Source organism: Mesorhizobium sp. B2-7-3 (assembly GCF_006440715.1).
GTDB lineage: Bacteria > Pseudomonadota > Alphaproteobacteria > Rhizobiales > Rhizobiaceae > Mesorhizobium > Mesorhizobium australicum.
The window spans coordinates 232423-257119 of record NZ_VFTY01000010.1 but is presented as its reverse complement, the minus strand read 5'-3'; the positions used below and the strand labels follow the sequence as shown (position 1 = coordinate 257119).

The following is a 24697-nucleotide window of genomic DNA, read 5'->3' as shown; positions in this document are numbered from 1 at the left end:
CCTTCGGGCTAGTGAGTAGGGATTAGTGAATAGTCAGTAGTAAATAGTTGAATCCATATGAGATATGACATGCGCTTTCCCTCTGTAGCTGACTACTCACTACTCACTAATCGCTAATCCCTACTCGCTCAGCTCAATCATCCAGCACCCAGGTATCTTTCGTCCCGCCGCCCTGGGAGGAGTTCACCACCAGTGAGCCTTCCTTCAGCGCCACCCGCGTCAGCCCGCCGGGCACGATCTGGATGCGATCCGAGACCAGGACGTAGGGCCTGAGATCGACGTGGCGCGGCGCCAGCCCCTTTTCCGTCAGGATCGGACAGGTCGAGAGCGCGAGCGTCGGCTGGGCGATGTAATTAGACGGTTTGGCCTGCAGCTTCTTGGCGAAATCCTGACATTCCTTCTTGGTCGCCGCTGGGCCGACCAGCATGCCGTAGCCGCCGGAACCATGCACTTCCTTGATCACCAGTTCGTGGATGTGCTCGAGCACATATTTCAGGCTGTCCGGTTCCGAACAGCGCCAGGTCGGGATGTTGCCGAGGATCGCCTTGCGGCCGGTGTAGAATTCGACGATCTCCGGCATATAGGAATAGATCGCCTTGTCGTCGGCGATACCCGTGCCAGGCGCATTGGCGATGGTGATATTGCCGGCGCGGTAGACATCCATGATGCCGGGTATGCCAAGCGCTGAATCCGGCCTGAAGGTCAGCGGATCGAGGAAGGAATCATCGACGCGGCGGTAAAGCACGTCGATCTGCTTGTAGCCTTCGGTGGTGCGCATCGCGACATGGCCGTCGACGACGCGCAGGTCCTGGCCCTCCACAAGCTGCACGCCCATCTGGTCGGCAAGGAAAGCGTGTTCGAAATAGGCGGAATTGAAACTGCCCGGCGTCAGCACCGCAATGGTCGGGGCACCCTTGGTGTTCTGTGGCCGCACGGCCGCCAGCGACTGGCGCAGCAGCTGCGGATAGTTCTCCACTGGCCGCACCTTGATCTTCTGGAACAGCTCGGGGAACAGCTGCATCATCGTTTCGCGGTTCTCAAGCATGTAGGAGACACCGGACGGCGTGCGCGCATTGTCTTCCAGAACGTAGAACTCGTCCTCGCTGATGCGAACAATGTCGACGCCGATAATGTGGGTATAAACGCCGGCCGGCGGCCGCACGCCGATCATCTCCGGCAGGAAGGCCTCGTTCCTGGCGATCAGATCTCTTGGGACGCGGCCGGCGCGCAGGATTTCCTGGCGATGGTAGATGTCGTCGAGGAAGGCGTTCAGCGCCTGGACGCGCTGCTCGATGCCCTGCGTCAGGCGCCGCCACTCATTGCCTGAAATGATGCGAGGGACGATGTCGAACGGGATCAGCCGTTCGGAGGCTTCCTGCTCGCCGTAGACGGCGAAGGTAATGCCAGTCTTGCGAAAGACGCGTTCGGCGTCCTGCATCTTCTCGGTAAGCCTGGCTGGATCCTGCTCCTTCAGCCAGCGATCGTAAGCCGAATACGGTCTTCTCAATCCGGAGACTTCCGGAAGCATTTCATCGAACGCTGCCAATCGCATACTCCCCTGTGAAGCCATTTCACTGGCGTCGTGGGAGAAAATCAAGCGCAATCGGTGATTTGGGGGAAGCGGACGATTAGTATGTTGCGGCTGCCCAAAATTAAGGCAGCCCAAATACAAGCTTGACCAGCCTTTGCCTCGTGCCCGGGCAACCGCCTCGCACTGCTAGAAGGCGCGGAAGGTGACGACGGTGAACGTGTCCTTGATGCCGGGAAGAATCTGCACCTTCTCGTTGACGAAATGGCCGACGTCTTCTTCGTCGTCGACATAGAATTTGGCGAGCAGATCGTAGTTGCCGGCGGTGGAGTAGATTTCCGAGGCGATCTCGGCGTCGGCAAGCGCGCTGGCAACCTCATAGGATTTGCCCAGCTCGCATTTGATCTGCACGAAAAAGGCCTTCATGGCTTCGTCCCGCTAAACTTCCAGGTCCAAGCGGCCCTTCTGGCAGACTGGAGGCAGCCTTTCAAGCACTGGAATGCGCGCTTAGCCGGCGCGGGGTCCCGGCCACCGCCTCGCGCGGCTCCGCAACCGGCATGCCGTGCTTGCAGAGCCTGCCACCGATCACCGGCGCGGGCATGCCCTGCAATATCGTTCGTGCATGGCTTCTGCACCGAGGCGCGACGAATATTGGCGGCCGCTGAAACCGTGAGGCGCCCTGGCACGTATGTTAGGATGTCTCCTGGAACTTCTGGAGGCGGTTCGAGGACGGTGGAGACAAGCCATGCGCCGCGGCTTTTTCGCATTCGCGTTCGTTTCGCTCATGCTGGCTTCCCAGGCGTCTGCCGGAGATGCCGAGATCAAGGCTGGTCAGTCCGTCATCGACAGTCAGTTGAAGGCCCTCATCGCCGATGACGGCGCCAAGGCCTACAGCTTTGCCGCCCCGAACGTGAAGCAGATATTCCCGACCGTCGATGCCTTCATGAACATGGTGACCAACGGCTACCCGCCTGTGCGCAAACCCCAGTCCTATGCTTTCGGCAAGGTCGAGCAGACTGGTCCCGGTTCGATCGTCCAGCAGGTACTGATCGTCGGCCCGGACGGCAAGGATTATGAGGCGGTCTACACGCTGCAGCAGCAGCCTGACGGCACATTCCAGATCACCGGCTGCAGCCTGCGGGCGTCGAACTCGCTCAGCACCTGAACGGGCTTACGGCGCCGGGATATCGCCCCTCGTCCAGCCATCGGAAATCTCGGCCCCACGCGTCTTGAAGGTGCCGGTTTCGATCGCGGCGCGGATGTCCTGCATCAGCTTCTGGTAGTAGGACAGGTTGTTCCAGGTCAGCAGCATCGCGCCGAGCGCCTCCTGCGAGCGCACCAGATGGTGCAGATAGGCACGCGAATAATCCCTGGCTGCCGGGCAGTCGCTCTCTTCATCGAGCGGGCGCGGATCGTCGGCATGGCGGGCGTTGCGCAGGTTGACCTTGCCGCGCCTAGTATAGGCCAGGCCGTGCCGGCCGGCCCGCGTCGGCATTACGCAATCGAACATGTCGATGCCGCGCGCAACCGATTTGAGGATATCGTCCGGGGTTCCCACGCCCATCAGATAGCGTGGCTTGTCGTCTGGCAGTTCGGGACAGGTGATGTCGAGCATGTCGAGCATCACCGCCTGCGGCTCGCCGACGGCCAAGCCGCCGACAGCATAGCCCTTGAGCTCCATCGCGCTCAGCGCCTGTGCCGAGCGAACCCTGAGCGCCGCGTTGTCACCACCCTGCACGATGCCGAACATCGCTTTGCCCGGCTGGTCGCCGAACGCCGTCTTGCAGCGCTCCGCCCAGCGCAGCGACAGTTCCATGGCGCGCTCGATCTCCTTGACCTCGGCCGGCAGCGCGGTGCATTCGTCGAGTTGCATCTGGATATCGGAATCGAGCAGACCTTGAATTTCGATCGAGCGTTCCGGCGACATCTCATAAGCCGCGCCATCGATGTGCGAACGGAAGGTGACGCCCTTTTCCGTCAGCTTCCTCAGCTTCGACAAAGACATCACTTGAAAACCGCCGCTGTCGGTCAGGATCGGGTGCGGCCAGCGGGCGAATTCGTGCAGACCGCCGAGCCGCGCCACGCGCTCGGCCCCGGGCCGCAGCATCAGGTGATAGGTGTTGCCAAGGATGATGTCGGTGCCAACGCCGCGCACCTGGTCCATGTACATGGCCTTGACCGTGCCACCGGTGCCGACCGGCATGAAGGCCGGCGTGCGAATCTCGCCGCGCGGCATGTCGATCAGGCCGCGCCGCGCCCTGCCATCGGTCGCCAACACCCTGAAGGTGAAATTCTCAGCCATTGAATTCCTTGTCGAATACCGGCGCATCCGGCGCCTGCTCGTCGAGCGACTGACGGTACTGGATGCAGCCGCGCATGAATTTTGGCCAGGGCGGCACCGCGATTGACGGCTCGGTCCTTTCCGGCAGCAGGTCCCACAGGTCGGGGTGATGCCAGCAGAGGTCATGACCTGATGTATCGCGGTGCGCGCGAATGCCGGCGCGCAGCCTTTTCACTTCCGCGATCAGCTTGTCGCGGTCGAAGGTCTGCAGATCATCGTCCATCGTTCTCCTCCCTGAACAAAAGACTGGCGTCTCCATAGGAATAGAACCTGTAACCGCTCTCGATGGCATGCGCATAGGCGGCACGCATCGTGTCGAGGCCACTGAAAGCCGAGACCAGCATGAACAGCGTCGAGCGCGGCAGATGGAAGTTGGTCATCAGCATGTCGGCCGTGCGAAAGCGGTAGCCGGGCGTGATGAAGATGTCGGTCGGTCCGGACCATGGCGCCAGTGTGCCGTCTTCACGCGCCGCACTCTCGAGCAGGCGCAGCGAGGTCGTACCGACGGCAATGACGCGCCCGCCCCTCGCCTTCGCCGCATTGAGCGCATCGGCGGTCGCCTGGCTGACCGAGCCGATCTCGGCATGCATCTTATGGTCCGCGGTATCGTCCGCCTTGACCGGCAGGAACGTACCGGCGCCCACATGCAAGGTGACGAAGCGGCGTTCGACCCCTTTGGCGTCCAGCGCCGCGAAAAGCGCCGGCGTGAAGTGCAGGCCCGCGGTGGGCGCCGCTACCGCGCCTTCTTCCCGGGCATAGATGGTCTGGTAGTCGGCACGATCGCGCTCGTCGTCATCGCGCTTCGAGGCGATGTAGGGCGGTAGTGGAATGTGGCCGACCGCGTGCAGCGCTTCGTCGAGGAAAGGACCGGATAGATCAAAGCCGAGCAGCGCTTCGCCGCCCTCGCCTTTTTCGATCACGGTGGCGTCGAGCTGGCCGAGGAAACAGGAATTGCCGTCATGGCCGAAATGGATGCGGTCGCCGGCGGCAATCCGCTTGCCCGGCCGCATGAAGGCCAGCCAGCGGTCCGGCGCCATGCGCATGTGCAGCGTGGCCTCGACCTGCGACTGTGCTTCGCCGCGCCGCCTGATGCCTTTCAACTGCGCCGGAATGACCTTGGTGTCGTTGAAAACCAGCACGTCGCCGGCGCGGAGCAAGGATGGCAGGTCGCCAACCGTCCTGTCCTCCAGCCCCTTGCCTGGCTTGACCACCAGCATTTTGGCGCTGTCGCGCGGTTCTGCCGGGCGAAGCGCGATGCGCTCCTCCGGCAGGTCGAAGTCAAAGAGGTCGACGCGCATCGGGACTCAAAACAGCCGAACGAGCAGCGCTCCGGCCAGCAGAAGCACCGCGCCGGCGACGCGGCCGAGCGAGATTTCACGCACGGCGACCCCAAGGAAGCCGACGCGGTCGATGAGCATACCCGCGAGCAGCTGGCCGGCCACCAGGAACGCCATCAGGGCGGCCGCGCCGATGCGCGGCGTCAGGATCGTCGAAAGCGTGACATAGAAGCCGCCAAGCATGCCGCCGGCGACAAACAACCAGGGCGCGGGCGCCTTCCAGTCGAGCGAGATGCCTTGCAGCTTCACCACCGTGACGGAGATGATGCCAAGCACGACCGCGCCCGACAGGAACGAAAACGCTGCCGCCGCGACCGGGAGACCCAAGCCGCGCGCAAGCTGCGAATTGATCGGCGCCTGGATGGCAATGAAGGCGCCGGACAGGATGCCGAGAAGCGACCAGACGACGCCCATCATTGTCGTTTGTCCTTACTTGACGTCGGCCGCGACCTTTAGGGACACGATCTTGTCGGGATCCTGCACCGGCTCGCCGCGGTTGATCTTGTCGACATTGTCCATGCCCTCGATGACCTGGCCCCAGACCGTGTACTGGCGGTTGAGGAACGCGGCGTCGTCGAAGCAGATGAAGAACTGCGAATTGGCCGAGTTCGGGTTCTGCGAACGAGCCATCGAGCAGGTGCCGCGGCCGTGGTTTGCGTTGGAGAACTCGGCCTTCAGGTCAGGCTTTTCCGAGCCGCCCATGCCGGCGCGAGACGGCGCGAAGCTGGGCTTGCTGGAATTGCCGAATTTCACGTCGCCGGTCTGCGCCATGAAGCCTTCGATGACGCGGTGGAAGACGACGCCGTCATAGGCGCCTTCACGCGCCAATTCCTTGATGCGGGCGACATGGCCAGGAGCCAAATCGGGAAACAGTTCGATGACGACCTTGCCTTTGGTCGTTTCCATGATGAGCGCGTTCTCGCGGTCCTTGATCTCAGCCATGTCAGATATCCTTTTGTAAAAATGAAACTATTTGTCGGCGGCGATGCGCACTTTGATCATCCGGTCGGGATCGGTGACCGTGCCATTGTCCGCCTCGTCGCCCTTCTTGATCTTGTCCACCAGGTCCATGCCGCTGACGACATTGCCGACGATCGTATACTGGCCATCGAGCGGCGGCGCCGGTGCGAACATGATGAAGAACTGCGAATTGGCGGAGTTCGGATCCTGCGAACGGGCCATGCCGACCACGCCGCGCTTGTAATGCTCGGCCTGCGAGAACTCGGCAGGCAGGTCGGGCAGGTCGGAGCCGCCGGTGCCGACGGCCTGGGCATTGAAACCCTTATTCATGTTGCCGAACTTGACGTCGCCGGTCTGCGCCATGAAGCCGTCGATGACACGGTGGAATGCGACATTGTCGTAGGCATGGTCACGCACCAGCTTCTTGATCTGCGCGACATGCTTGGGCGCCAGATCGGGGCGCAGCGCGATGGTCACGTCGCCATCTTTCAGCGTGATGATCATCGTGTTTTCCGGATCTGCGGCATAGGCCGAGACCGATGCGGTCACGAGACCGGCGAGCACAACAAGGAATGAGGCGAGCCTTTTGAGCTGCATGAGGGTTCTCCGAGCTTATTTCGCGAATTTTGCGGTGAGCGCGCCGGCCACGGCCGCCGGCACGAAGGGGCGGATGTCGCCGCCCATTGAGGCTATCTGGCGCACAAGTGTGGCGGTAATGGTGCGCACCGACGGGCTGGCGGGCAGGAAAACCGTCTGCAATTCAGGCGCCATGGTTTCGTTCATGCCGGCCATCTGCATTTCGTAGTCGAGGTCGGTGCCGTCGCGCAGACCGCGGATCATGATCGAGGCGCCTTCTCTCCTGGCCGCATCGATCACCAGCCCATCGAAGGCAACCACCTTGATGCGGGCGCCATCGCGGCCGAATTCGGCCTTCGCGGCGGCTTCGATCAACTGCACCCGATCCTCGAACGAAAACAGCGGCTTCTTGCCCGGATGAATGCCGATCGCGGCATAAACAATGTCGGCAACCGCCAGCGACGCTTTCAGCACATCGAGATGGCCGTTGGTCAGCGGGTCGAAGGAGCCGGCATAAAGGGCGATGCGTTCGGTCATGGCGGAGCTTCTAGCGAGCCTCTATCACAAAGGCAAATCCGATTGGCAGGCGGCCCATGAACCTTTTCCGGCGCATGAACGACAGATGAACACGCTGATCACGAAGCCTTCACGCAGCGTTCACTAGGCTGCACCCTTAATAAGATGAAACCAAAGTCCCATATATCCGTTGTAAGGCGCAGGAGAACACGCACATGCTGATCTACATGCTCGCCACCGCAATGACCGTCGCCATGCTGATCGCCACAGTATTCGGACTGCATCAGGAAGCGCAGCGCATCCGCGTCAAAGCCACCACCAAACGCTTCGAAGGCTTTGGCCTGCGCAAGCCGTATCGCCACTACTAAGACAGTCCGCACTTGCTGCCGCGCCGGCCGACAGGCCGGCGTTGCTATGTCAAACCTGCTCCAGGAACTATTCGGCGTTATCCGGACCGCTGGCAGTCGAATCCGGCTCCGCGCCACCCTCGACGGCCTCTTCCACTTCCTCGTCCGATTGCGGCTCCGAAATCCGCTCGACCGAAACCACCTTCTCACCTTCAGCCGTGTTGAAGATGGTCACGCCCTTGGTGGCGCGGCTAGCGAAACGGATGCCGTTGACGGGCACCCGGATGACGGTGCCGCCATCCGACACCAGCATGATCTGATCGTCATTGCCGACCGGGAAGGTTGCCACCAGCTGGCCGATTTCGGCTGCCTTGGACACGTCGGTGGCACGGATGCCCTTGCCGCCGCGGCCGGTCAGGCGGAAGTCGTAGGACGACGAGCGCTTGCCGTATCCATATTCGGTCACCGTCAGCACGTACTGCTCATGCGCCTTGAGGAATTCGTAGCGGTCGTCTGGAAGCTCGGTCTCCTCGCCGATCTCCTCATTGGTGAGCGCGATCTCTTCTTCCTCTCCGGCCGTCTCGGCGGCAAGCCGCCGTTCCGACGCCGCCCGCTTGAGGTAAGCGGCGCGTTCCGCCGGTGAAGCATTGACATGCTCGATCACCGACATGGAGATGATGCGGTCGGTTTCAGCCATGGTTATGCCGCGAACGCCGACGGAATTGCGGCTCTGGAATACGCGCACGTCGCCGACGGAGAAGCGAATGCACTGGCCCGAATTCGCCGTCAGAAGCACGTCGTCATTGTCGGTGCAGGTCTCGACGCCGAGAATTTCGTCGCCCTCCTCCTCCAGCTTCATGGCGATCTTGCCGTTGCGATTGACCTGGACGAAGTCGGACAATTTGTTGCGGCGCACGGTGCCGCGCGTCGTGGCGAACATCACGTCGAGATCGCCCCAGCTCGTCTCGTCCTCGGGCAGCGGCATGATGGTGGTGATGCGCTCGCCCTGCTCCAGCGGCAGCATGTTGATCAGCGCCTTGCCGCGTGACTGCGGGTTGCCGATCGGCAGCCGCCAGACCTTTTCCTTGTAGACGATGCCGCGCGAGGAGAAGAACAGCACCGGCGTGTGGGTGTTGGCCACGAACAGCCGGGTGACGAAATCCTCTTCCTTGGTCGACATGCCGGAGCGGCCCTTGCCGCCCCGGCGCTGCGCCCGATAGAGCGACAGCGGCACGCGCTTGATGTAGCCGGAATGGCTCACCGTCACGACCATGTCCTCGCGCTGGATCAGATCCTCGTCTTCCATGTCCGCGCCGCCATCGGTGAGCTCGGTGCGGCGTGGCGTGCCGAATTCGTCGCGCACGGCGGCGAGCTCGTCCTTGACGATCTGCTGGATACGCGCGCGCGACGACAGAATGTCGAGGTAGTCCTTGATCTCGTCGCCGATCGTATTCAACTCATCGGCGATTTCGTCGCGGCCAAGCGCGGTCAGGCGCTGCAGGCGCAGTTCGAGGATGGCGCGCGCCTGTTCCTCGGAAAGATTATAGGTGCCGTCCTCGTTGATACGGTGGCGCGGATCGTCGATCAGGAGGATCAGCGATTCAACGTCACCCGAGGGCCAGCGCCGCTCCATCAATTGCTCGCGCGCCGTCTGCGGGTCCGGCGCGGTGCGGATCAGCTTGATGACCTCGTCGATGTTGGCGACGGCGATGGCCAGGCCAACCAGCACATGGGCGCGGTCCCGCGCCTTGCGCAGCAGGAACTTCGTCCGCCGGCTGATCACCTCCTCGCGGAAGGTGACGAACGCCTTCAGCATGTCGGTCAGGTTCAGCAGCTCCGGTTTGCCGCCGTTCAGAGCCACCATATTGGCGCCGAAAGAGGTCTGCAGAGGCGTGAACCGGTAGAGCTGATTGAGGACGACGTCGGCAACGGCGTCACGCTTGAGCTCGATGACGACGCGATAACCCTGGCGGTCGCTTTCGTCGCGGATGTCGGAAATGCCCTCGACGCGCTTGTCGCGCACCAGTTCGGCCATCTTCTCGATCATCGAGGCCTTGTTCACCTGGTAGGGAACCTCGGTGATGATGATCGATTCGCGGTCATTGCCGCGCTGTTCGATGTTGACCTTGCCACGCATGACGATGGAGCCGCGGCCGGTGGAATAGGCGCTGTAGATGCCGGAACGGCCAAGCACGATGCCGCCGGTCGGAAAATCGGGGCCCGGAATGATCTCCATCAGCGCCGGCAGGTCGATCGCCGGATTGTCGATGACGGCAATAGCGGCGTTGCAGACTTCACCGAGATTGTGCGGCGGGATGTTGGTGGCCATGCCGACGGCAATGCCGCCCGAACCGTTGACCAGCAGATTGGGAAAGCGCGCAGGCAGAACCTTCGGCTCGGTGTCCGAAGCATCATAAGTGTCCTGGAAATCGACGGTATCCTTGTCGATGTCCTCCAACAGCTCGTGCGCGACCTTGGTCAGGCGCGATTCGGTGTAGCGCATCGCCGCCGGCGGATCGCCGTCGATCGAACCGAAATTGCCCTGCCCGTCGATCAGCGGCACGCGCAACGACCAGTCCTGCGCCATGCGCACCAGGGCGTCATAGATCGAGGCGTCGCCATGCGGATGGTATTTACCCATCACGTCGGCTACGGGGCGCGCCGATTTCACATATTTGCGGTTCCAGTGGTAGCCGCTCTCATGGGCGGCATAGAGGATGCGACGGTGCACCGGCTTCAGGCCGTCGCGCACATCGGGCAGCGCACGGCTGACGATCACGCTCATGGCGTAATCGAGATAGGAGCGCTGCATCTCCTCGATGATGGATATCGGCTCGATGCCGCTGGGGCCGCCGTCTGTGCCGCGCGGTGTCTTCTGGTCGGTCAAATCGGATCACAATCTAATCAGGAATCACTCGCTGCTTATATAGGAAGCGAGGCCGAAACTCCAATGTTCGCGGCACTTTTCCAGTGTCAATTTTGGTGGTAATTTCAAATGGATACCACTGATTGCGACGATATGGCCAAGGCGCTTTCGCCGCCACCAAGGCAAAAGCCGGCAATGGACCGTTTTCCCCAGACGAACGCCGCGAGCGCGATCAATTGGACCTCGTGGCAACTTTTCAGCGGCTGCCAACCCGCCCGGACCGATACCGGCCCGGCGTCTCGCCCATGACCCGCCGAAACCGGCGGTTGAAAGTCGACAGATCGTTGAAGCCGGCTTCGAAAGCAATTGCCGAGATGGCATCGTTGGACGTGCGCAATCGCACCGCCGCGCGATGCAATCGGGTTCTGAGCAGGTACTGATAGGGCGTCATGCCGGCGACCTGCCGGAAGGTGCGCAGGAAATGATAGGGACTGGTCGCGGTCTCATCCGCCAACGCTGGAAGCGAGACCGGTCCGTCGGCATCCAGTTCGATCCGCCTCACCGCCTCGGCAACCCTTTTCTGATCGCGGCGGCTTGGATCGCGACTGGCATGCCTTGCGCCTGAGATTATCGCCACGGCGGCACCGGCGATGCGTAGGGCAACTTCCTCGAAGGCGCCTGCGTCGGCCATGTCGCGCGCGGCTTCCGCCTCGGCCAGCAGCGGTGCGATGGCGGGTAACGGCGGCAGGCGGGGCGTCTTGAAGGTGAGCTTCCCAGCGCCCGGTACGTCGGCGACGATCCGGTCCATATAGGCCGGCCCGAAATGGAAGGAGAGGCAACGGTCGCCGCTGCCATGCTCGTGCCCGCATTCGTAGCATGTGCCGGAATTGCCAAGCAGGAGGCTGCCTGGCGCGAGCATTGCGGTGCCTTGCTGTGCGCGATAGCGGAAGGTGCCACTGGTGACCGCCGCAACGCAAAAATCCCGATGGACTTCCTCGAACGGCCGATCGCCGGCGCTGGCCGTGCAGATCACATCCGCCACGTGCCAGCCAGGTCCGGATGCAAGGGTGTTCGCGGTCGCCGTCATGGCTGAAATATAGCAATTTTTCCCAAGCCCAAAACCCCGGCGGCACCTATTGCTCGCGGTCTCCTGACAAGAAGAGATCGCAGCCATGCCCGACCAATCCACATTTGCCGAAGCCTTGCACAGTCCCGGACCGATCCAAGGGCTTGCCGAAAAACTGAGCCTTTACGGCCGCTTCGTCGGTGCGTGGACGTTTGACGCCGCGCGCCATCTCGAGGACGGCACGGTGCTGACCGGACGCGGCGAGGTGCACTTCGGCTGGGCGCTGGAAGGCCGCGCCATCCAGGACGTCTGGATCCTGCCCGCGCGTGACGCCGGCCCCACGCCATCGCTTGGCAAATGGACCTTTTACGGCACGACGCTGCGGGTCTATGACCCTGGAATCGATGCCTGGCACATCTTCTGGAGCGACCCGCGCAACCAGTACTTCAGCCGTCAGCTCGGCCGCGCCGAAGGCGACACGATCGTGCAGGTCGGCGCCGACGGCACTGGTTCCTCGGTACGCTGGAGCTTTTCGCGCATCACCGAGAATTCCTTCCGATGGCTCGGCGAGCGCTCGCATGACGGCGCGGACTGGCACCTCGAAGTCGAGTTCCTGGCGCGTCGTCAAACTAAAAGATGACCCCACAACCCTTAGTAACAATGGAGAAAACCATGTTCGATCATATCTCGATCGGCGTTCGCGACGTCACTGCCTCCAAACGTTTCTACGATGCCGCGCTGAGGCCGCTCGGCTTCACTTGCGTCAGCCAATCGCCGGGTTCGCTCGGCTATGGTGTCCAGGCTGTCGCGCCCCAGGCTGTCGCGCTGTGGGTCAACGAGGCGGCGCGCCCGGTGCCGGCGGACGAAAGATCCGGCCTGCATTTCTGCTTCGCCGCGCCGACACGGGATAGCGTTGGTGCCTTTCATGCCGGGGCGTTGCGCGAAGGCGGGAGCGACAATGGCGGACCGGGCCTGCGCGCCGACTATGGCGAGAACTATTACGCGGCCTTCGTCGTCGATCCGGACGGCTATCGCCTGGAGGCCTATTGCGGCGCTGCCGCCTAACCTGCGGCTCTGACTGTTCCCACCGACCGGGCTTTGCTCTACCAATGTGGGTACGGGCTTGGCCCGGCGGGAGGGGTCAGCGATGCCGAGTTTCGACAGCCTGTTCAATGCCTTCGTCACCATTCTCGTGACCATCGATCCGCCTGGGCTGGCGCCTCTGTTCCTCGCCGTGACGCGCGGCATGAACCGCGAGGAGCGCAGCCAGGTTTCCGTGCGCGCCTCGGTCATCGGTTTTCTGGTGATGGCGCTGTTTGCGGTAGCCGGCGCGTCGATCCTGTCGGTGTTCGGCATCACTCTGCCGGCGTTCCGTGTCGCCGGCGGGTTCCTGCTGTTCTTCATCGCCTTCGAAATGGTGTTCGAGCGCCGGCAGGACCGCAAGGAAAAGATCGGCGACGTCGCCATCACCAAGGACATGATCCACAACATCGCCGCCTTCCCCCTGGCGATCCCGCTGATCGCCGGCCCCGGCGCGATTTCAGCGACGGTGCTGCTCTCCGGCTCGTTTCAGGGTTTTGCGGCGCAGGCGGCCCTGGTCGGCATCATCCTTGTCTGCCTCGTCATAACCTATCTGGTGTTCGTGCTGTCGGAACGCATCGACCGCATCCTCGGCCAGACCGGCCGCTCGATCCTGACCCGCCTGCTCGGGGTTATCCTGGCGGCACTGGCCGTGCAGTTCGTGGCAGATGGCATCAAGGCGCTGATGGCCTCGTAGGCCCGCTTATTTTGCGGTCGTATCGATGACTTCAAAGTCGTGGGTAATCGTCGCGGTCTTGGCCATCATGGCGGAGGCCGAGCAGTATTTTTCGATTGAAAGGTCGATTGCCCGCTTGACCTTGTCGCTGGACAGCGCCCGGCCCTTGACGATGAAATGCATATGGATGCGGGCAAACACTTTGGGATCGGTTTCGGAGCGGTCGGAATCGAGCTCGACCACGCAATCCTCGACGGCCTCGCGCCCCTTTTCGAGGATATGGACGACATCATAGGCCGAGCAGCCGCCGGTGCCGATCAGCACCAGCTCCATCGGGCTCGGTCCCGGCGTCTTGCCTTCCGGGCCTGACGCCGTGCCCAGCACGACCTTGTGGCCGCTGCCGGACTCGCCGACGAAGGTGCGCTCCTCGACCCATTTTACCCGTGCCTTCATCGCCAGTCCTCTTACGTCTCTGATCGCGCCAACGTCAGCTCAAACCACCATGCAAAACCCCGAAAGTCCATGCGGACCCTCGGGGCATATCAAGTAAAGGCATTCGCTATTTGGTGCGGCTTTCGATCAGAACGGAATTTCGTCGTCCAGTTCGCGCGACGAACCACCGCCACCGCCGCCCCTGGGAGCGTTGCCGCCACCGCGGTTGAACCCTTCGTTCGGGCTCGACTGGCCGAAATCGGAACCACGGCTGCTGCCGCCACCGCTGTAGCCGCCAACCTGACCGCCCTCACCCTGGCCACGCGCGTCGAGCATCTGCAACTCGCCACGGAATTTCTGCAGCACGACTTCGGTCGTGTATTTGTCGGCACCGGTCTGGTCCTGCCATTTGCGCGTCTGCAGCTGGCCCTCGACATAAACCTTCATGCCCTTCTTCAGATACTGCTCCGCCACCTTGGCGATGCCCTCATTGAAGATGACGACGTTATGCCACTCGGTCTTTTCCTTGCGCTCGCCGGAATTCTTGTCGCGCCAGCTTTCCGACGTCGCGATGCGGATGTTGACGACCGGCTCGCCCGAGTTCAGGCGGCGGATTTCAGGGTCAGCGCCGAGATTGCCGACCAGAATGACCTTGTTGACGCTACCCGCCATGATATTTCTCCGCGCTATCCGAAACAAATTTTTGTCGCAGCACCTTACAGGCTACGCACGTCAGCCGCTTGCCAAGGCTGGCTTTTCCCACAAGGTTTTTGTTCCCTTTTCGTTCCTATATGCACCGCCGCCAATTGTCAAGGAATGGCAGCAATGCCGGAACGCCGCATATGGGTCTCAAAACAGCGCTTGCCAAATCGATAAGTATCGACTTATGCTTTTGTCATGATCGAAGCAGAGATTTTCCGCGCCTTGGCCGACCCGACACGCCGCGCCGTCTTTGAGCGTCTCGCCACAAGCGAGATGAGCGTGTCGGAATTGCGCAGCGGCCTGACGGTGTCGCAACCGGCGGTGTCGCAGCATCTGGCGGTGCTGCGGGGCGCCGGCCTCGTGGTCGAGCGGCGGGCCGGCCGCAACGCCTATTATCGTGCGGATCCGCAGGGGCTTGCCCCGCTGCTCTCATGGATCGAACGCTACCGTACCTTCTGGCCGGAGCGCATCGAAAGGCTGAAGACGGTTTTGAAGGACATGGATCAATGAACAGCCAAAGCGAAGTCTCTCCCGATGCGATTGAGTTCGAATACGATCTTGCCGAGCCGCCGGAAAAGGTTTGGCGGGCGCTGACCGTGCCGGAACTGCTCGCCGCCTGGATGATGCCCAACGACATCAGGCCGCAGACCGGCAGCCGCTTTGCCTTCGCCGGTCAAGACGCGGCGATCGAATGCGAGATTCTCGATGCCGAGCCCGAACGCCTGCTGCGCTATTCCTGGCGCGAGCGGTCGGACGATGCCGCGCACCCACTCGACAGCACCGTCACCTTCACACTCGCCCGAACCGTTTCCGGCGGCACGCATCTGCGCATCCTCCATGACGGCTTTGCTCGCAAGGCGATGCCGGCCGTGGCCATGGCGGGGGCAGGCTGCCGGCTTTCGCTGCACGGGACCGGCACGCCTATAGCCGCGAACACCCCACGCCTTCTGCTGCTGCACGCGGCTTGAACACGGAAAATTGGAGACAGAAAATGAGCGGTGTTGCCAGTCTTGTGCCGATGGTAATCGAGCAATCGAGCCGCGGCGAACGCGCATTCGACATTTTTTCGCGGCTGCTGCGCGAGCGCATCGTCTTCGTCAACGGGGAGATTAACGATGACGTCTCGGCGCTGGTCTGCGCGCAGCTTTTGTCGCTGGAGTCGGACAATCCCGAGAAGGAGATCTCGCTCTACATCAACTCGCCGGGCGGCATGGTGACCAGCGGCTTCGCCATCTACGACACGATGCAGTATATCAGCTGCCCGGTGTCGACCGTGTGCATGGGCTTTGCCGCATCGATGGGATCGTTCCTGCTGATGGCGGGCACGGCCGGGCGGCGCATCGCACTACCCAACGCCACCATCCTGCTGCATCAGCCGCTGGGCGGCTTCCAGGGCCAGGCTTCCGACATCCAGCGGCACGCCGAACGCATCGGCCAGACCAAACGCCACATGACCGAACTCTACGCCCAGCATTGCGGCCGCAGCTATGAAGACGTCGAGCGCACGCTCGACCGCGACCATTTCATGACCGCCCGCGAGGCCCAGGCCTGGGGCATCGTCGACCATGTGTTCGACACCCGCAAAAAGGCTGCGTAGGACCAGAGTGAGGTCAAATCCTGCTGCTTGTCGAAGATTTGACGATCCCGCTCTGGCTCCGGTGGCGGCAGGCCCCTATAACAAGGGATGACCGACACTCATCGATCAAGAACATCGCACCGTGTCACGGCCGCCATGGTGCTTGCCATCGTCGGCCTTGTGTCCAGGTCGGCACTTGCCGACGAGGCCTCGTCGTCGGTTCGGAAAGGCGCCCTGCCCGGCGTAACCGGCGACTATCGCATCGCAAAGCCCGCCCCGGTGCCCGAACCCGACGACGCGTTCCCCAGCAGCGGCAACGGGCAGTTCAAGATCGGCAATACCGATGTCAGGATTTCCGGCAGCATCACCGTCGATGTCGGAGTTGGCGGGACCAAGCCACCCAGATAGGCAAAGATCGGGCCTTCCAACTGGAGCCCGCCAAAAGAACAGCCCCGCCGTGCCTTGGGCAAACGGACGGGGCTTTTCTGGATCTCAAATCCATTTTTGCCGGGAGTGTACTGCCGGCGTTTGATTTCGGATGCTTCGCGGCATTCAGCCGACGATCCGACTAGCAGTCTCTGATTTTCAGGGATACGGCAGGTCACGGTTTGTCGGGTGGCGCAAACGCCTGCCCTTGGCACTTATGCCTGCCGCGGCTCCAGTAACAACTGAAGCCCTGGGGGACTATCCGGTGGCGTCATGCTCCGCTCCTCTTGTCCGTTGCGACATTGTCGTCGTGAAGCGCAAATCGCAAATGCCTGCGGCGTCTCGCAGGCCGCCTTGGGGCGGCGAGGCCATCGATAGACGGCCGGCTTCGCTGACTTCGCAAGACTGCTCCCGTGAGTTGGCCGCGTCAACCATCAATAGCCGGTTACGGAAAAATGTGATCGCCGGGAGCTTACGTTCGGGTCAGCTTCCGCACAGCTTTGTCAGGAGCGTGTTCGGCCTTTGTTCTTTCCGCTTGCCCCCTCGCGCGAAAGGCGGTTAAACGACTTCTGTCGAGAATTGTGGCGTCTCTCGACGTGGCGGCAAAAATAACTACATAGGGAATGGCCGGGGAAACCCGCCGATCCCACAAATTCCAGATCTGAGGCGGCGACCTGACATGGCCGACCATAAATATCTTTCCATTCGCGGGGCGCGCGAACACAATCTGAAGAATGTCGATCTCGACCTGCCGCGTGACAGCCTGATCGTCATGACCGGCCTGTCGGGCTCCGGCAAATCGTCGCTTGCTTTCGACACCATCTATGCAGAAGGCCAGCGCCGCTATGTCGAGAGCCTCTCGGCCTATGCCCGGCAATTCCTCGAAATGATGCAGAAGCCGGACGTCGACCAGATCGACGGCCTGTCGCCGGCCATCTCGATCGAGCAGAAGACCACGTCGAAGAACCCGCGTTCGACGGTCGGTACCGTCACCGAGATCTACGACTATATGCGCCTTCTGTTTGCCCGCGTCGGCGTGCCCTATTCGCCGGCCACCGGCCTGCCGATCGAGAGCCAGACGGTCAGCCAGATGGTCGACCGGGTGCTGGCGGTCGAGGAAGGCACGCGCCTGTTCCTGCTGGCGCCCATCGTGCGCGGCCGCAAGGGCGAGTACCGCAAGGAATTGCTGGAGTTGCAGAAGAAGGGCTTCCAGCGCGTCAAGGTCGACGGCGTCTTCTATGAAATCGCCGATGTGCCGGCGCTGGACAAGAAGTACAAGCACGACATCGACGTCGTCGTCGACCGCATCGTCGTGCGCGGCGACCTTGCCACAAGACTTGCCGATTCCATCGAGACGGCGCTGAAGCTGGCCGAGGGGCTGGCGGTGGCGGAGTTCGCCGACAGGCCGCTCGATGCCAGCCAGACTGGCGAGGATTCGGTCAACAAGTCGAAGAACGAGACGCATGAGCGCATCCTGTTCTCGGAAAAGTTCGCCTGCCCGGTCTCCGGCTTCACCATTCCGGAAATCGAGCCCAGGCTGTTCTCCTTCAACAACCCGTTTGGCGCCTGCCCGACCTGCGACGGTCTCGGCAGCCAGCGCGCCATCGACCCCAACCTCGTGGTGCCCGACGAGAACGTGTCGCTGCGCGACGGCGCCGTCAGCCCATGGGCGAAATCGACCTCGCCCTATTACTCGCAGACGCTCGAGGCATTGGGCAAGGCGTACGACTTCAAGCTCGGCGACAAGTTCAAGGATCTTTCAGCGCCGGCCCAGGAAGCGATCCTGCGCGGCACCGGCGAGCGCGAGATCACCTTCCAGTATGATGACGGCCTGCGCTCCTACAAGACGACCAAGACCTTCGAAGGCGTCATCCCCAATCTCGAACGGCGCTGGAAGGAGACCGAATCCGCCTGGATGCGCGAGGAGATCGAGCGTTTCATGTCGGCAACGCCCTGCCCGGTCTGCAAGGGCTACCGGCTGAAGCCGGAGGCGCTGGCGGTGAAGATCGCCGGCAAGCACATTGGCGAAGTGACGGAACAGTCGATCCGCAACGCCGACAAATGGTTCACCGACCTGCCGGCGCAGCTCAACGACAAGCAGAACGAGATCGCTGTCCGCGTCCTGAAAGAAATCCGCGAGCGTCTGCGCTTCCTCAACGATGTCGGGCTCGACTATCTCACCTTGTCGCGCAATTCCGGCACGCTGTCGGGTGGCGAAAGCCAGCGCATCCGGCTGGCCTCGCAGATCGGCTCAGGCCTGACCGGCGTGCTCTACGTGCTGGACGAGCCGTCGATCGGCCTGCACCAGCGCGACAATACCCGCCTGCTCGACACGCTCAAGCACCTGCGCGACATCGGCAACACCGTGATCGTCGTCGAGCATGACGAGGACGCCATCCTGCATGCCGACTATGTCGTCGATATGGGTCCGGCCGCCGGCATCCATGGCGGCGAGATCATCGCCCAGGGCACGCCGCAGCAGGTGATGGCCAATCCCAATTCGATCACCGGCAAATATCTGTCGGGCGCGCTCGAAGTGGCAACGCCCGGCGTGCGCCGCGAGGCGAAGAAAAACCGGCGGCTGAAGATCGTCGGCGCGCGCGGCAACAATCTGAAGAACGTCACCGCCGAAATCCCGCTCGGCACCTTCACCGCCGTCACCGGCGTATCGGGCGGCGGCAAGTCGACCTTCCTGATCGAGACGCTGTTCAAGGCGGCCTCGCGCCGCATCATGGGCTCGCGCGAACATCCGGCCGAGCATGACCGCATCGAGGGATTGGAGTTCCTCGACAAGGTCATCGACATCGACCAGTCGCCGATCGGCCGCACGCCGCGTTCGAACCCCGCCACCTATACCGGCGCCTTCACGCCGATCCGCGACTGGTTCGCCGGGCTACCGGAAGCGAAGGCGCGCGGCTATCAGCCCGGCCGTTTCTCCTTCAACGTCAAGGGCGGCCGCTGCGAGGCCTGCCAAGGCGACGGCGTCATCAAGATCGAGATGCACTTTTTGCCCGACGTCTACGTCACCTGCGACGTCTGTCACGGCAAGCGCTACAACAGGGAGACGCTCGACGTGCTGTTCAAGGGCAAGTCGATCGCCGACGTGCTCGACATGACCGTCGAGGAAGGCGTCGATTTCTTCGCCGCCGTACCCGGCGTACGCGACAAGCTGGAGACGCTGAAGCAGGTCGGCCTTGGTTACATCCATATCGGCCAGCAGGCGACGACGCTGTCCGGCGGTGAAGCGCAGCGCATCAAGCTCGCCAAGGAACTGTCGCGCAAGGCGACCGGCAAGACGCTCTACATCCTCGACGAACCGACCACCGGTCTCCATTTCCATGACGTCGCCAAGCTATTGGAAGTGCTGCACGAACTGGTCGACCAAGGCAATACGGTGGTGGTCATCGAGCATAATCTCGAAGTGATAAAAACCGCAGACTGGGTGCTCGACCTCGGCCCCGAGGGCGGTGATGGCGGCGGCGAACTGGTCGCCTCGGGCACGCCGGAAGCGATCGTGCGCGAAAAGCGCAGCTACACCGGCCAGTTCCTGAAGGAACTGCTGGAGCGACGCCCCGGAGGCAAACGCGAAGCGGCGGAGTGATGGGTAAGGATGATCTCATCACGGTCCAGAGCAGCTTTGGCATGAGGCTTGCCGGCCCTGAAGATCTCGCCGCGATCGTCGCGCTGACGCAAGCCGCCTACGCTCCCTACAATGCCATACTCGATGCACCGCCGATCCCGGTTACCGAGGACTACGCGCCGCGTATTGCCCAGGGCCAGGTCTGGCTGCTGGAGAGCGGCGATGAACTTGCCGGAGTGATCACGCTGGAGCGGCATGAAGATCACGCGATGATCTTCTCCGTCGCGGTGTCGCCTGCCTTCCAGGGCAAGGGGTTCGGTATTGCATTGCTGAAGCACGCTGACGAGCAGGCGCGGCAGTGGGGCCTGCCGGAGATACGGCTCTACACCAATGCGAAAATGGAACGAAACATCGCGCTCTATCTCGCTTACGGCTATCGCGAAACGGGTCGCCGGCCCAATCCCTACCGGCCAGGGTGGATACTCGTCGACATGGCCAAACCCGTCGACAACAGGTCCACCACGGCCTGATCGCCACTAGAAATCTGGGAGGACGACAATGAGCAAATCGGGAACAATCCGCGCCGGCATGGGCGGCTGGACCTTCGAACCCTGGGACACGTCCTTCTACCCCGAGAAACTGTCGAAGGCCAAGCAACTGCAATACGCTACCCGGCAGGTGCCGAGCATCGAGGTCAACGGCACTTATTATTCGAGCTTCAAGGAGCCGACCTTCGTCAAATGGGCCAACGAAGCACCTGACAATTTCGTCTATTCGCTGAAAGGCAACCGCTTCGTTACCAACCGGCGCGTGCTGGGCGAGGCCGGTGAATCGATGATGCGTTTCCTGGGTTCCGGCGTTGCCGCGCTCGGCGACAAGCTGGGACCGATCCTGTGGCAGTTCGCTCCGACCAAGAAGTTCGATCCGGACGATTTCGAGGCGTTTCTGAAGCTGCTGCCGGAAAAGCAGGATGGTGTCGCGCTGCGCCACGCGCTGGAAGTGCGCAACGACAGTTTCATCGTGCCGGAATTCCCAGCGCTCGCCCGCAAATACAAGGCGGCGATCGTCTATGCCGATCATGCCAAATATCCTGACATCGCCGACATCACTGGCGATTTCATCTACGCCCGGCTGCAGACCGGCTCGGATGACAATCCGGACTGCTACACGCCAAAGGGCCTCGACGAATGGGCGGCGCGGGCCAAGATCTGGGCGCAAGGCAAGCAGCCGGCGGATCTGCGGCGCGCCGACCCTGCCAGCGACGCGCCGGTCCAACCGCGCGACGTGTTCGTCTACTTCATCACCGAGGGCAAGGTGCGGGCGCCGTTCGGGGCGATGGCATTGATGAGGCGCGTAGCCGACTGAAAAGGCATCAGTCGGTTTCCAGCTACACACAATAGGCGCATAGCCTGTGCGTATTAGCGTAGCAAAGCGCCTGTTCCTGGGCATCTTCGCCACGATCGTAACCTTATCGACACTTCCTTGCCGCATGAATGCGCCGACGCCAAGCCGCAGAGCTGGGACCGCCGCCGGCAGGGAAAGAGGGCATGTCGCTCGACTACACTTCACTTCTGCTGGCCGTCGGTTTCTCGGCCGCTTGCCTCAGCCTGACATTGTTCGGCATGTGGCTGACCGCCCGCTCGGAAAAATTCCTGCTGACATGGGCGATCAGCCTGGTGTTCGTGGTCGGCGATATTTTTATCTACGACGCCTATATCGAGATGCCGGGACGCCTGCTCGGCATCGCCACCTCCGCGTTTCTGCTGATCGGCTTTTCGGCCATGCTGGGTGCGGCCTATCAGTTCCGAACCGGCGGCTCGCCACTGCCGCGGACCCTGTGGGGTTGCTATTCCCTGGCGATAGCGTTGCCCCCCATGGCTCTGGGCTACGATGGCCTCGGCTTCGTGGCGGAGAACATGTTTGCCGCCGTGCTCCTGTTCGCCACGGCTTTCGAATACTGGAAGGGCCGTGATGAGGCACCCGCCCTGACGATCGGCATCACCGCGCTCTATTCGGCCACGGCCACCTCCTTCGGGCTCTGCGCCATGGTTCTCGCCTGGGAAGGAAAACTGGTGCTCGGACATGCACCAAGCAACTGGGCCGAGGAGCTCAGCCTCGTCGTGGTTATCGCCAGCATGACAGGTATTGGCGCGCTCTCGCTTGCCCTCAATCAGGGGCGTCTGGCGAGGCACCACCATCGCAACGCCCAGACGGATTCCCTGACCGGCCTGCTCAACCGGCGCGCGCTGTTCGACATGCATGGCCATGTCCCGGTCGGCGCCTTTACCGCGGTGGTCGTCTTCGACCTCGACAACTTCAAAACCATCAACGACGAATTCGGCCATGCGGCGGGCGATGAAGTGCTGAGGGTGTTCGCCAACGAGTTGGTAGCCAACCTTCGACCGGCCGACGTCGCCGCGCGCATGGGCGGCGAGGAATTCGCGCTGGTACTGAAGCGCACGCTGCCGGAGGCGGTCGAGGAAGCAGCCGAGCGTATCCGGGCGGCTTTCGCGGCGCGACTGATAGAAACCGAAACCGGTTCCCTCACCTGTACGGTCAGCGCCGGATTTGCGTTTGGCAGCAAAGAGGGGATCAGCCTGGACAAGGTACTCAGCGCCGCCGACAAGGCGCTCTATGACGCCAAGCGGGGAGGTCGCAACCGCGTCACCGCCTCGCCATTCCGACGCGCGAGCTAAACGCGCGTATCATGCCAAGCCCGCCGGGCGACATGCATTAGGCCGCCATGACGATTTCATTGAAGGTATCGAGATCGACATAGAAGACCTTGGTGATCTCCTCGATCAGGTCGTCGTAGTCACAGCCCTGTGACCTCAGAATGTTGATGGCGGCGATGATGTCGACGCGTTCGGTAAGCCGCCGCTTCTGGTAGTCCTCGACGTAACGTTCCATGGCTGTCCCTTAGCCTGTGTGCCCAAACGCGTTTGAACGACAATCAGATCGGGAAGGTAGGAAGCCTTGCTTGCGTGGAACTTGCAGGGCCTTTGCCGCGCCGCGATCTGCGATAACCAGACTGATACGGAAACGGCCGACTCACAAAGCCACGGAAACACTAGCATGCGATATTGCATGTGCCAGAGACGCAGATGATGGATGTAAGAAATATTGGTCTTGCCAATAACTTCAAATCTTCAATGAAGTCCGGCGCCGATTCTAGACTGTGAGGAATTTGCGGACATCAGCCCGGTCTAAATCTTCCGCTGGGCCGGTGTGGACGATCTGGCCGCGATCCATGATGTTGACCTCGTCGGCGAGTTCGCGGCAGAAATCGAGATACTGTTCGACCAGCAGCACCGCAATGCCGGCCTGGTCGCGCAGATAGCGTATGGCGCGGCCGATATCCTTGATGACAGAGGGCTGGATGCCTTCGGTCGGCTCGTCGAGCACCAGCAGCTTCGGCCGCATCACGAGTGCCCTGCCGATGGCGAGCTGCTGTTGCTGGCCGCCGGAAAGATCGCCGCCACGGCGGCCAAGCATCTGCTTCAGCACCGGAAACAGCTCGAAGACGTGCGCAGGCACGTTGCGGTCGGCGCGCTTCAAGGGCGCGAAGCCGGACTCGAGATTTTCCCGCACGCTGAGCAGCGGAAAGATCTCCCTGCCCTGCGGCACGAATGCGATGCCCGACCGGGCGCGGTCATACGCCGCGCTCCGGTCGAGCGCCTTCCCCTCGAAGGCAACGCTTCCGCTCGTCAGCCGGTTATGGCCGACGATCGATCTCATCAAACTGGTCTTGCCGACGCCGTTGCGGCCGAGCACGCAGGTGATTTTGCCCGCACCCGCCTTCAGCGACACCCCGCGCAACGCCTGGGCGGCGCCGTAGTGCAGCGTGGCATTGGAAACCTCGAGCATGTCAGCGCCTTCTCCAGAACCGAAGAAACGACATGTCGAAGTGATGGAATTGCACCCGCCAGACCATGCTCATCTCCCCAGATAGACTTCGACGACGCGCTCGTCGGCCGACACGAAATCGAGCGTGCCTTCCGACAGCACCGAGCCTTCATGCAGGCAGGTAACCTTGACGCCGAGTTCGCGGACGAAATGCATGTCGTGTTCGACGACAATGACCGAGTGGTCACGGGCGATATCCCTGAGCAGCCGCGCGGTTTCCTCGGTCTCGGCATCGGTCATGCCGGCCACCGGCTCGTCGACCAGAAGCAGCTTCGGGTCCTGCGCCAGCAGCATGCCGATCTCGAGCCATTGTTTCTGGCCGTGGCTGAGATTGGCGGCGAGTTCGCGGCGCTTGTCGCCCAACCGGATGATGCCAAGGATGTCATCGATCTGCCGCGCCTCGGCGGGCGATTGGCGATGGAACAGCGCCGGGAAGATCGAACGCGGTCCCTTCAGCGCCAGCATCAGGTTTTCTTCGATCGTGTGGCTTTCGAAAACGGTCGGCTTCTGGAATTTGCGGCCGATGCCCATCATGGCGATCTCGGCTTCGTCATGCCTGGTCAGGTCCACCTGGCCGTCGAAGAACACTTCGCCTTCATCCGGCCTCGTCTTGCCGGTGACGATGTCCATCATCGTCGTCTTGCCGGCGCCGTTGGGGCCGATGATGGCGCGCATCTCGCCCTTGTCGAGCACCAGGGACAGATTGTTGATGGCGCGAAAGCCGTCGAAGGACACCGAGACGCCGTCGAGATAGAGGATAGTGTTGGATTTGCTCATGGTCG

Annotated in this window: 29 protein-coding genes; 13 read left to right on the top strand and 16 right to left on the bottom strand. The window is 62.2% G+C overall.

The window, feature by feature from the left end; translation table 11 throughout:
* Positions 1 to 133: 133 nt before the first annotated feature.
* Positions 134 to 1546 (bottom strand): circularly permuted type 2 ATP-grasp protein, encoded by a 1413-nt coding sequence (locus FJW04_RS22895; protein WP_181166272.1) that lies wholly within the window; start codon positions 1544 to 1546, stop codon positions 134 to 136.
* A gap of 171 nt (positions 1547 to 1717) precedes the next feature.
* Positions 1718 to 1954, bottom strand: a complete 237-nt coding sequence (locus tag FJW04_RS22890) for an Lrp/AsnC family transcriptional regulator (protein WP_010909609.1) — start codon at positions 1952 to 1954, stop codon at positions 1718 to 1720.
* Positions 1955 to 2273: 319 nt separating this feature from the next.
* Between FJW04_RS22890 and FJW04_RS22885 the strand changes: the two genes are divergently transcribed.
* Positions 2274 to 2693 carry a DUF4864 domain-containing protein gene (locus FJW04_RS22885; RefSeq protein WP_140716886.1) on the top strand — a complete coding sequence of 140 codons (420 nt, stop codon included), beginning with the start codon at positions 2274 to 2276 and terminating at the stop codon, positions 2691 to 2693.
* A gap of 6 nt (positions 2694 to 2699) precedes the next feature.
* Here the strand turns inward: FJW04_RS22885 and tgt are convergent, their stop codons facing one another.
* The 7 genes from tgt to coaD are packed head-to-tail and all read right to left on the bottom strand — an operon-like array spanning position 2700 to position 7279.
* The gene (gene tgt, locus FJW04_RS22880) at positions 2700 to 3830 is read right to left on the bottom strand and encodes a tRNA guanosine(34) transglycosylase Tgt (RefSeq protein ID WP_140716884.1); all 1131 of its coding nucleotides are present in this window, start codon (positions 3828 to 3830) and stop codon (positions 2700 to 2702) included.
* On the bottom strand, positions 3823 to 4092 hold the full coding sequence (locus FJW04_RS22875; protein ID WP_140716882.1) for a hypothetical protein: 270 nt from the start codon (positions 4090 to 4092) through the stop codon (positions 3823 to 3825). Before FJW04_RS22875 ends, tgt begins: the two co-directional genes overlap by 8 nt.
* Positions 4082 to 5167: a tRNA preQ1(34) S-adenosylmethionine ribosyltransferase-isomerase QueA gene (gene queA, locus FJW04_RS22870; RefSeq protein ID WP_015317722.1), complete on the bottom strand. Its 1086-nt coding sequence runs from the start codon at positions 5165 to 5167 to the stop codon at positions 4082 to 4084. The genes FJW04_RS22875 and queA overlap by 11 nt, the downstream gene beginning before the upstream one ends.
* 6 nt (positions 5168 to 5173) lie before the next feature.
* The gene (locus tag FJW04_RS22865; RefSeq protein WP_023773870.1) at positions 5174 to 5623 is read right to left on the bottom strand and encodes a DMT family transporter; all 450 of its coding nucleotides are present in this window, start codon (positions 5621 to 5623) and stop codon (positions 5174 to 5176) included.
* 12 nt (positions 5624 to 5635) lie between these two features.
* Entirely contained in the window at positions 5636 to 6148 is a 513-nt protein-coding gene (locus FJW04_RS22860; RefSeq protein WP_140716880.1) for a peptidylprolyl isomerase, read from the bottom strand.
* 27 nt (positions 6149 to 6175) lie between these two features.
* Positions 6176 to 6763 carry a peptidylprolyl isomerase gene (locus FJW04_RS22855; protein WP_140616324.1) on the bottom strand — a complete coding sequence of 196 codons (588 nt, stop codon included), beginning with the start codon at positions 6761 to 6763 and terminating at the stop codon, positions 6176 to 6178.
* 15 nt (positions 6764 to 6778) lie between these two features.
* Positions 6779 to 7279, bottom strand: coding sequence for a pantetheine-phosphate adenylyltransferase (gene coaD, locus FJW04_RS22850; protein ID WP_015317718.1), 501 nt, complete (start codon positions 7277 to 7279; stop codon positions 6779 to 6781).
* A gap of 194 nt (positions 7280 to 7473) precedes the next feature.
* Here coaD and FJW04_RS22845 point away from each other — a divergent pair, with 194 nt between their 5' ends.
* Positions 7474 to 7626, top strand: a complete 153-nt coding sequence (locus FJW04_RS22845; protein WP_015317717.1) for a hypothetical protein — start codon at positions 7474 to 7476, stop codon at positions 7624 to 7626.
* Between the two features lie 67 nt (positions 7627 to 7693).
* On the opposite strand, the gene gyrA is transcribed toward FJW04_RS22845, so the two are convergent.
* Positions 7694 to 10492: a DNA gyrase subunit A gene (gene gyrA / locus FJW04_RS22840; protein WP_140716878.1), complete on the bottom strand. Its 2799-nt coding sequence runs from the start codon at positions 10490 to 10492 to the stop codon at positions 7694 to 7696.
* Positions 10493 to 10727: 235 nt separating this feature from the next.
* Positions 10728 to 11558 carry an AraC family transcriptional regulator gene (locus FJW04_RS22835; protein ID WP_140716876.1) on the bottom strand — a complete coding sequence of 277 codons (831 nt, stop codon included), beginning with the start codon at positions 11556 to 11558 and terminating at the stop codon, positions 10728 to 10730.
* 85 nt (positions 11559 to 11643) lie between these two features.
* On the opposite strand from FJW04_RS22835, the gene FJW04_RS22830 reads away from it, so the two are divergent.
* The 3 genes from FJW04_RS22830 (at position 11644) to FJW04_RS22820 (ending at position 13314) form a co-directional block, all read left to right on the top strand.
* Positions 11644 to 12177 carry a hypothetical protein gene (locus FJW04_RS22830; protein WP_140716874.1) on the top strand — a complete coding sequence of 178 codons (534 nt, stop codon included), beginning with the start codon at positions 11644 to 11646 and terminating at the stop codon, positions 12175 to 12177.
* 32 nt (positions 12178 to 12209) lie between these two features.
* The gene (locus tag FJW04_RS22825) at positions 12210 to 12602 is read left to right on the top strand and encodes a VOC family protein (protein WP_140716872.1); all 393 of its coding nucleotides are present in this window, start codon (positions 12210 to 12212) and stop codon (positions 12600 to 12602) included.
* Positions 12603 to 12684: 82 nt separating this feature from the next.
* The gene (locus FJW04_RS22820) at positions 12685 to 13314 is read left to right on the top strand and encodes a MarC family protein (RefSeq protein ID WP_015317712.1); all 630 of its coding nucleotides are present in this window, start codon (positions 12685 to 12687) and stop codon (positions 13312 to 13314) included.
* 6 nt (positions 13315 to 13320) lie between these two features.
* Here the strand turns inward: FJW04_RS22820 and FJW04_RS22815 are convergent, their stop codons facing one another.
* Together FJW04_RS22815 and FJW04_RS22810 are read right to left on the bottom strand one after the other, a co-directional pair.
* Entirely contained in the window at positions 13321 to 13746 is a 426-nt protein-coding gene (locus tag FJW04_RS22815) for an OsmC family protein (protein WP_140716870.1), read from the bottom strand.
* A gap of 126 nt (positions 13747 to 13872) precedes the next feature.
* Complete coding sequence (locus tag FJW04_RS22810) at positions 13873 to 14397, bottom strand: single-stranded DNA-binding protein (protein WP_023773877.1); 525 nt, start codon at positions 14395 to 14397, stop codon at positions 13873 to 13875.
* 225 nt (positions 14398 to 14622) lie between these two features.
* Here FJW04_RS22810 and FJW04_RS22805 point away from each other — a divergent pair, with 225 nt between their 5' ends.
* The 8 genes from FJW04_RS22805 to FJW04_RS22770 all read left to right on the top strand — a co-directional run bounded on the left by FJW04_RS22805 (position 14623) and on the right by FJW04_RS22770 (position 22705).
* On the top strand, positions 14623 to 14937 hold the full coding sequence (locus FJW04_RS22805) for a metalloregulator ArsR/SmtB family transcription factor (protein WP_015317709.1): 315 nt from the start codon (positions 14623 to 14625) through the stop codon (positions 14935 to 14937).
* Positions 14934 to 15395, top strand: a complete 462-nt coding sequence (locus FJW04_RS22800) for an SRPBCC domain-containing protein (RefSeq protein ID WP_140716868.1) — start codon at positions 14934 to 14936, stop codon at positions 15393 to 15395. The genes FJW04_RS22805 and FJW04_RS22800 overlap by 4 nt, the downstream gene beginning before the upstream one ends.
* A gap of 23 nt (positions 15396 to 15418) precedes the next feature.
* Positions 15419 to 16024 carry an ATP-dependent Clp protease proteolytic subunit gene (locus tag FJW04_RS22795; protein ID WP_140716866.1) on the top strand — a complete coding sequence of 202 codons (606 nt, stop codon included), beginning with the start codon at positions 15419 to 15421 and terminating at the stop codon, positions 16022 to 16024.
* 87 nt (positions 16025 to 16111) lie between these two features.
* A complete protein-coding gene (locus FJW04_RS22790) occupies positions 16112 to 16411 on the top strand; it encodes a hypothetical protein (RefSeq protein ID WP_140664216.1) in 300 nt (99 codons plus the stop codon).
* Between the two features lie 697 nt (positions 16412 to 17108).
* Positions 17109 to 20030, top strand: coding sequence for an excinuclease ABC subunit UvrA (gene uvrA, locus FJW04_RS22785; protein WP_140716864.1), 2922 nt, complete (start codon positions 17109 to 17111; stop codon positions 20028 to 20030).
* Positions 20031 to 20071: 41 nt separating this feature from the next.
* Positions 20072 to 20539 carry a GNAT family N-acetyltransferase gene (locus FJW04_RS22780; protein ID WP_140616514.1) on the top strand — a complete coding sequence of 156 codons (468 nt, stop codon included), beginning with the start codon at positions 20072 to 20074 and terminating at the stop codon, positions 20537 to 20539.
* Positions 20540 to 20567: 28 nt separating this feature from the next.
* Positions 20568 to 21374, top strand: a complete 807-nt coding sequence (locus tag FJW04_RS22775) for a DUF72 domain-containing protein (protein ID WP_140664221.1) — start codon at positions 20568 to 20570, stop codon at positions 21372 to 21374.
* A 182-nt stretch (positions 21375 to 21556) separates the two neighbouring features.
* Positions 21557 to 22705, top strand: a complete 1149-nt coding sequence (locus FJW04_RS22770) for a GGDEF domain-containing protein (protein WP_140664224.1) — start codon at positions 21557 to 21559, stop codon at positions 22703 to 22705.
* A gap of 37 nt (positions 22706 to 22742) precedes the next feature.
* Here the strand turns inward: FJW04_RS22770 and FJW04_RS22765 are convergent, their stop codons facing one another.
* The 3 genes from FJW04_RS22765 to urtD all read right to left on the bottom strand — a co-directional run bounded on the left by FJW04_RS22765 (position 22743) and on the right by urtD (position 24692).
* On the bottom strand, positions 22743 to 22919 hold the full coding sequence (locus FJW04_RS22765; RefSeq protein ID WP_013531844.1) for a hypothetical protein: 177 nt from the start codon (positions 22917 to 22919) through the stop codon (positions 22743 to 22745).
* A gap of 261 nt (positions 22920 to 23180) precedes the next feature.
* On the bottom strand, positions 23181 to 23876 hold the full coding sequence (gene urtE, locus FJW04_RS22760; protein WP_015317701.1) for an urea ABC transporter ATP-binding subunit UrtE: 696 nt from the start codon (positions 23874 to 23876) through the stop codon (positions 23181 to 23183).
* Positions 23877 to 23945: 69 nt separating this feature from the next.
* Positions 23946 to 24692 (bottom strand): urea ABC transporter ATP-binding protein UrtD, encoded by a 747-nt coding sequence (gene urtD / locus FJW04_RS22755; RefSeq protein WP_015317700.1) that lies wholly within the window; start codon positions 24690 to 24692, stop codon positions 23946 to 23948.
* Positions 24693 to 24697 lie beyond the last annotated feature (5 nt).

What these genes read in the sequence shown, in the direction of transcription:
- urtD (WP_015317700.1), bottom strand. Translation starts at nt 24,692, where the DNA reads ATGAGCAAATCCAACACTATCCTCTATCTCGACGGCGTCTCGGTGTCC.
- FJW04_RS22835 (WP_140716876.1), bottom strand. Translation starts at nt 11,558, where the DNA reads ATGACGGCGACCGCGAACACCCTTGCATCCGGACCTGGCTGGCACGTG.
- FJW04_RS22875 (WP_140716882.1), bottom strand. Translation starts at nt 4,092, where the DNA reads ATGGACGATGATCTGCAGACCTTCGACCGCGACAAGCTGATCGCGGAA.
- FJW04_RS22825 (WP_140716872.1), top strand. Translation starts at nt 12,210, where the DNA reads ATGTTCGATCATATCTCGATCGGCGTTCGCGACGTCACTGCCTCCAAA.
- FJW04_RS22830 (WP_140716874.1), top strand. Translation starts at nt 11,644, where the DNA reads ATGCCCGACCAATCCACATTTGCCGAAGCCTTGCACAGTCCCGGACCG.
- queA (WP_015317722.1), bottom strand. Translation starts at nt 5,167, where the DNA reads ATGCGCGTCGACCTCTTTGACTTCGACCTGCCGGAGGAGCGCATCGCG.
- FJW04_RS22815 (WP_140716870.1), bottom strand. Translation starts at nt 13,746, where the DNA reads ATGAAGGCACGGGTAAAATGGGTCGAGGAGCGCACCTTCGTCGGCGAG.
- FJW04_RS22820 (WP_015317712.1), top strand. Translation starts at nt 12,685, where the DNA reads ATGCCGAGTTTCGACAGCCTGTTCAATGCCTTCGTCACCATTCTCGTG.
- FJW04_RS22805 (WP_015317709.1), top strand. Translation starts at nt 14,623, where the DNA reads ATGATCGAAGCAGAGATTTTCCGCGCCTTGGCCGACCCGACACGCCGC.
- FJW04_RS22780 (WP_140616514.1), top strand. Translation starts at nt 20,072, where the DNA reads ATGAGGCTTGCCGGCCCTGAAGATCTCGCCGCGATCGTCGCGCTGACG.
- coaD (WP_015317718.1), bottom strand. Translation starts at nt 7,279, where the DNA reads ATGACCGAACGCATCGCCCTTTATGCCGGCTCCTTCGACCCGCTGACC.
- FJW04_RS22810 (WP_023773877.1), bottom strand. Translation starts at nt 14,397, where the DNA reads ATGGCGGGTAGCGTCAACAAGGTCATTCTGGTCGGCAATCTCGGCGCT.
- FJW04_RS22890 (WP_010909609.1), bottom strand. Translation starts at nt 1,954, where the DNA reads ATGAAGGCCTTTTTCGTGCAGATCAAATGCGAGCTGGGCAAATCCTAT.
- tgt (WP_140716884.1), bottom strand. Translation starts at nt 3,830, where the DNA reads ATGGCTGAGAATTTCACCTTCAGGGTGTTGGCGACCGATGGCAGGGCG.
- FJW04_RS22800 (WP_140716868.1), top strand. Translation starts at nt 14,934, where the DNA reads ATGAACAGCCAAAGCGAAGTCTCTCCCGATGCGATTGAGTTCGAATAC.
- FJW04_RS22865 (WP_023773870.1), bottom strand. Translation starts at nt 5,623, where the DNA reads ATGATGGGCGTCGTCTGGTCGCTTCTCGGCATCCTGTCCGGCGCCTTC.
- FJW04_RS22790 (WP_140664216.1), top strand. Translation starts at nt 16,112, where the DNA reads ATGACCGACACTCATCGATCAAGAACATCGCACCGTGTCACGGCCGCC.
- urtE (WP_015317701.1), bottom strand. Translation starts at nt 23,876, where the DNA reads ATGCTCGAGGTTTCCAATGCCACGCTGCACTACGGCGCCGCCCAGGCG.
- FJW04_RS22845 (WP_015317717.1), top strand. Translation starts at nt 7,474, where the DNA reads ATGCTGATCTACATGCTCGCCACCGCAATGACCGTCGCCATGCTGATC.
- FJW04_RS22765 (WP_013531844.1), bottom strand. Translation starts at nt 22,919, where the DNA reads ATGGAACGTTACGTCGAGGACTACCAGAAGCGGCGGCTTACCGAACGC.
- FJW04_RS22775 (WP_140664221.1), top strand. Translation starts at nt 20,568, where the DNA reads ATGAGCAAATCGGGAACAATCCGCGCCGGCATGGGCGGCTGGACCTTC.
- FJW04_RS22860 (WP_140716880.1), bottom strand. Translation starts at nt 6,148, where the DNA reads ATGGCTGAGATCAAGGACCGCGAGAACGCGCTCATCATGGAAACGACC.
- FJW04_RS22770 (WP_140664224.1), top strand. Translation starts at nt 21,557, where the DNA reads ATGTCGCTCGACTACACTTCACTTCTGCTGGCCGTCGGTTTCTCGGCC.
- FJW04_RS22855 (WP_140616324.1), bottom strand. Translation starts at nt 6,763, where the DNA reads ATGCAGCTCAAAAGGCTCGCCTCATTCCTTGTTGTGCTCGCCGGTCTC.
- FJW04_RS22885 (WP_140716886.1), top strand. Translation starts at nt 2,274, where the DNA reads ATGCGCCGCGGCTTTTTCGCATTCGCGTTCGTTTCGCTCATGCTGGCT.
- FJW04_RS22795 (WP_140716866.1), top strand. Translation starts at nt 15,419, where the DNA reads ATGAGCGGTGTTGCCAGTCTTGTGCCGATGGTAATCGAGCAATCGAGC.
- uvrA (WP_140716864.1), top strand. Translation starts at nt 17,109, where the DNA reads ATGGCCGACCATAAATATCTTTCCATTCGCGGGGCGCGCGAACACAAT.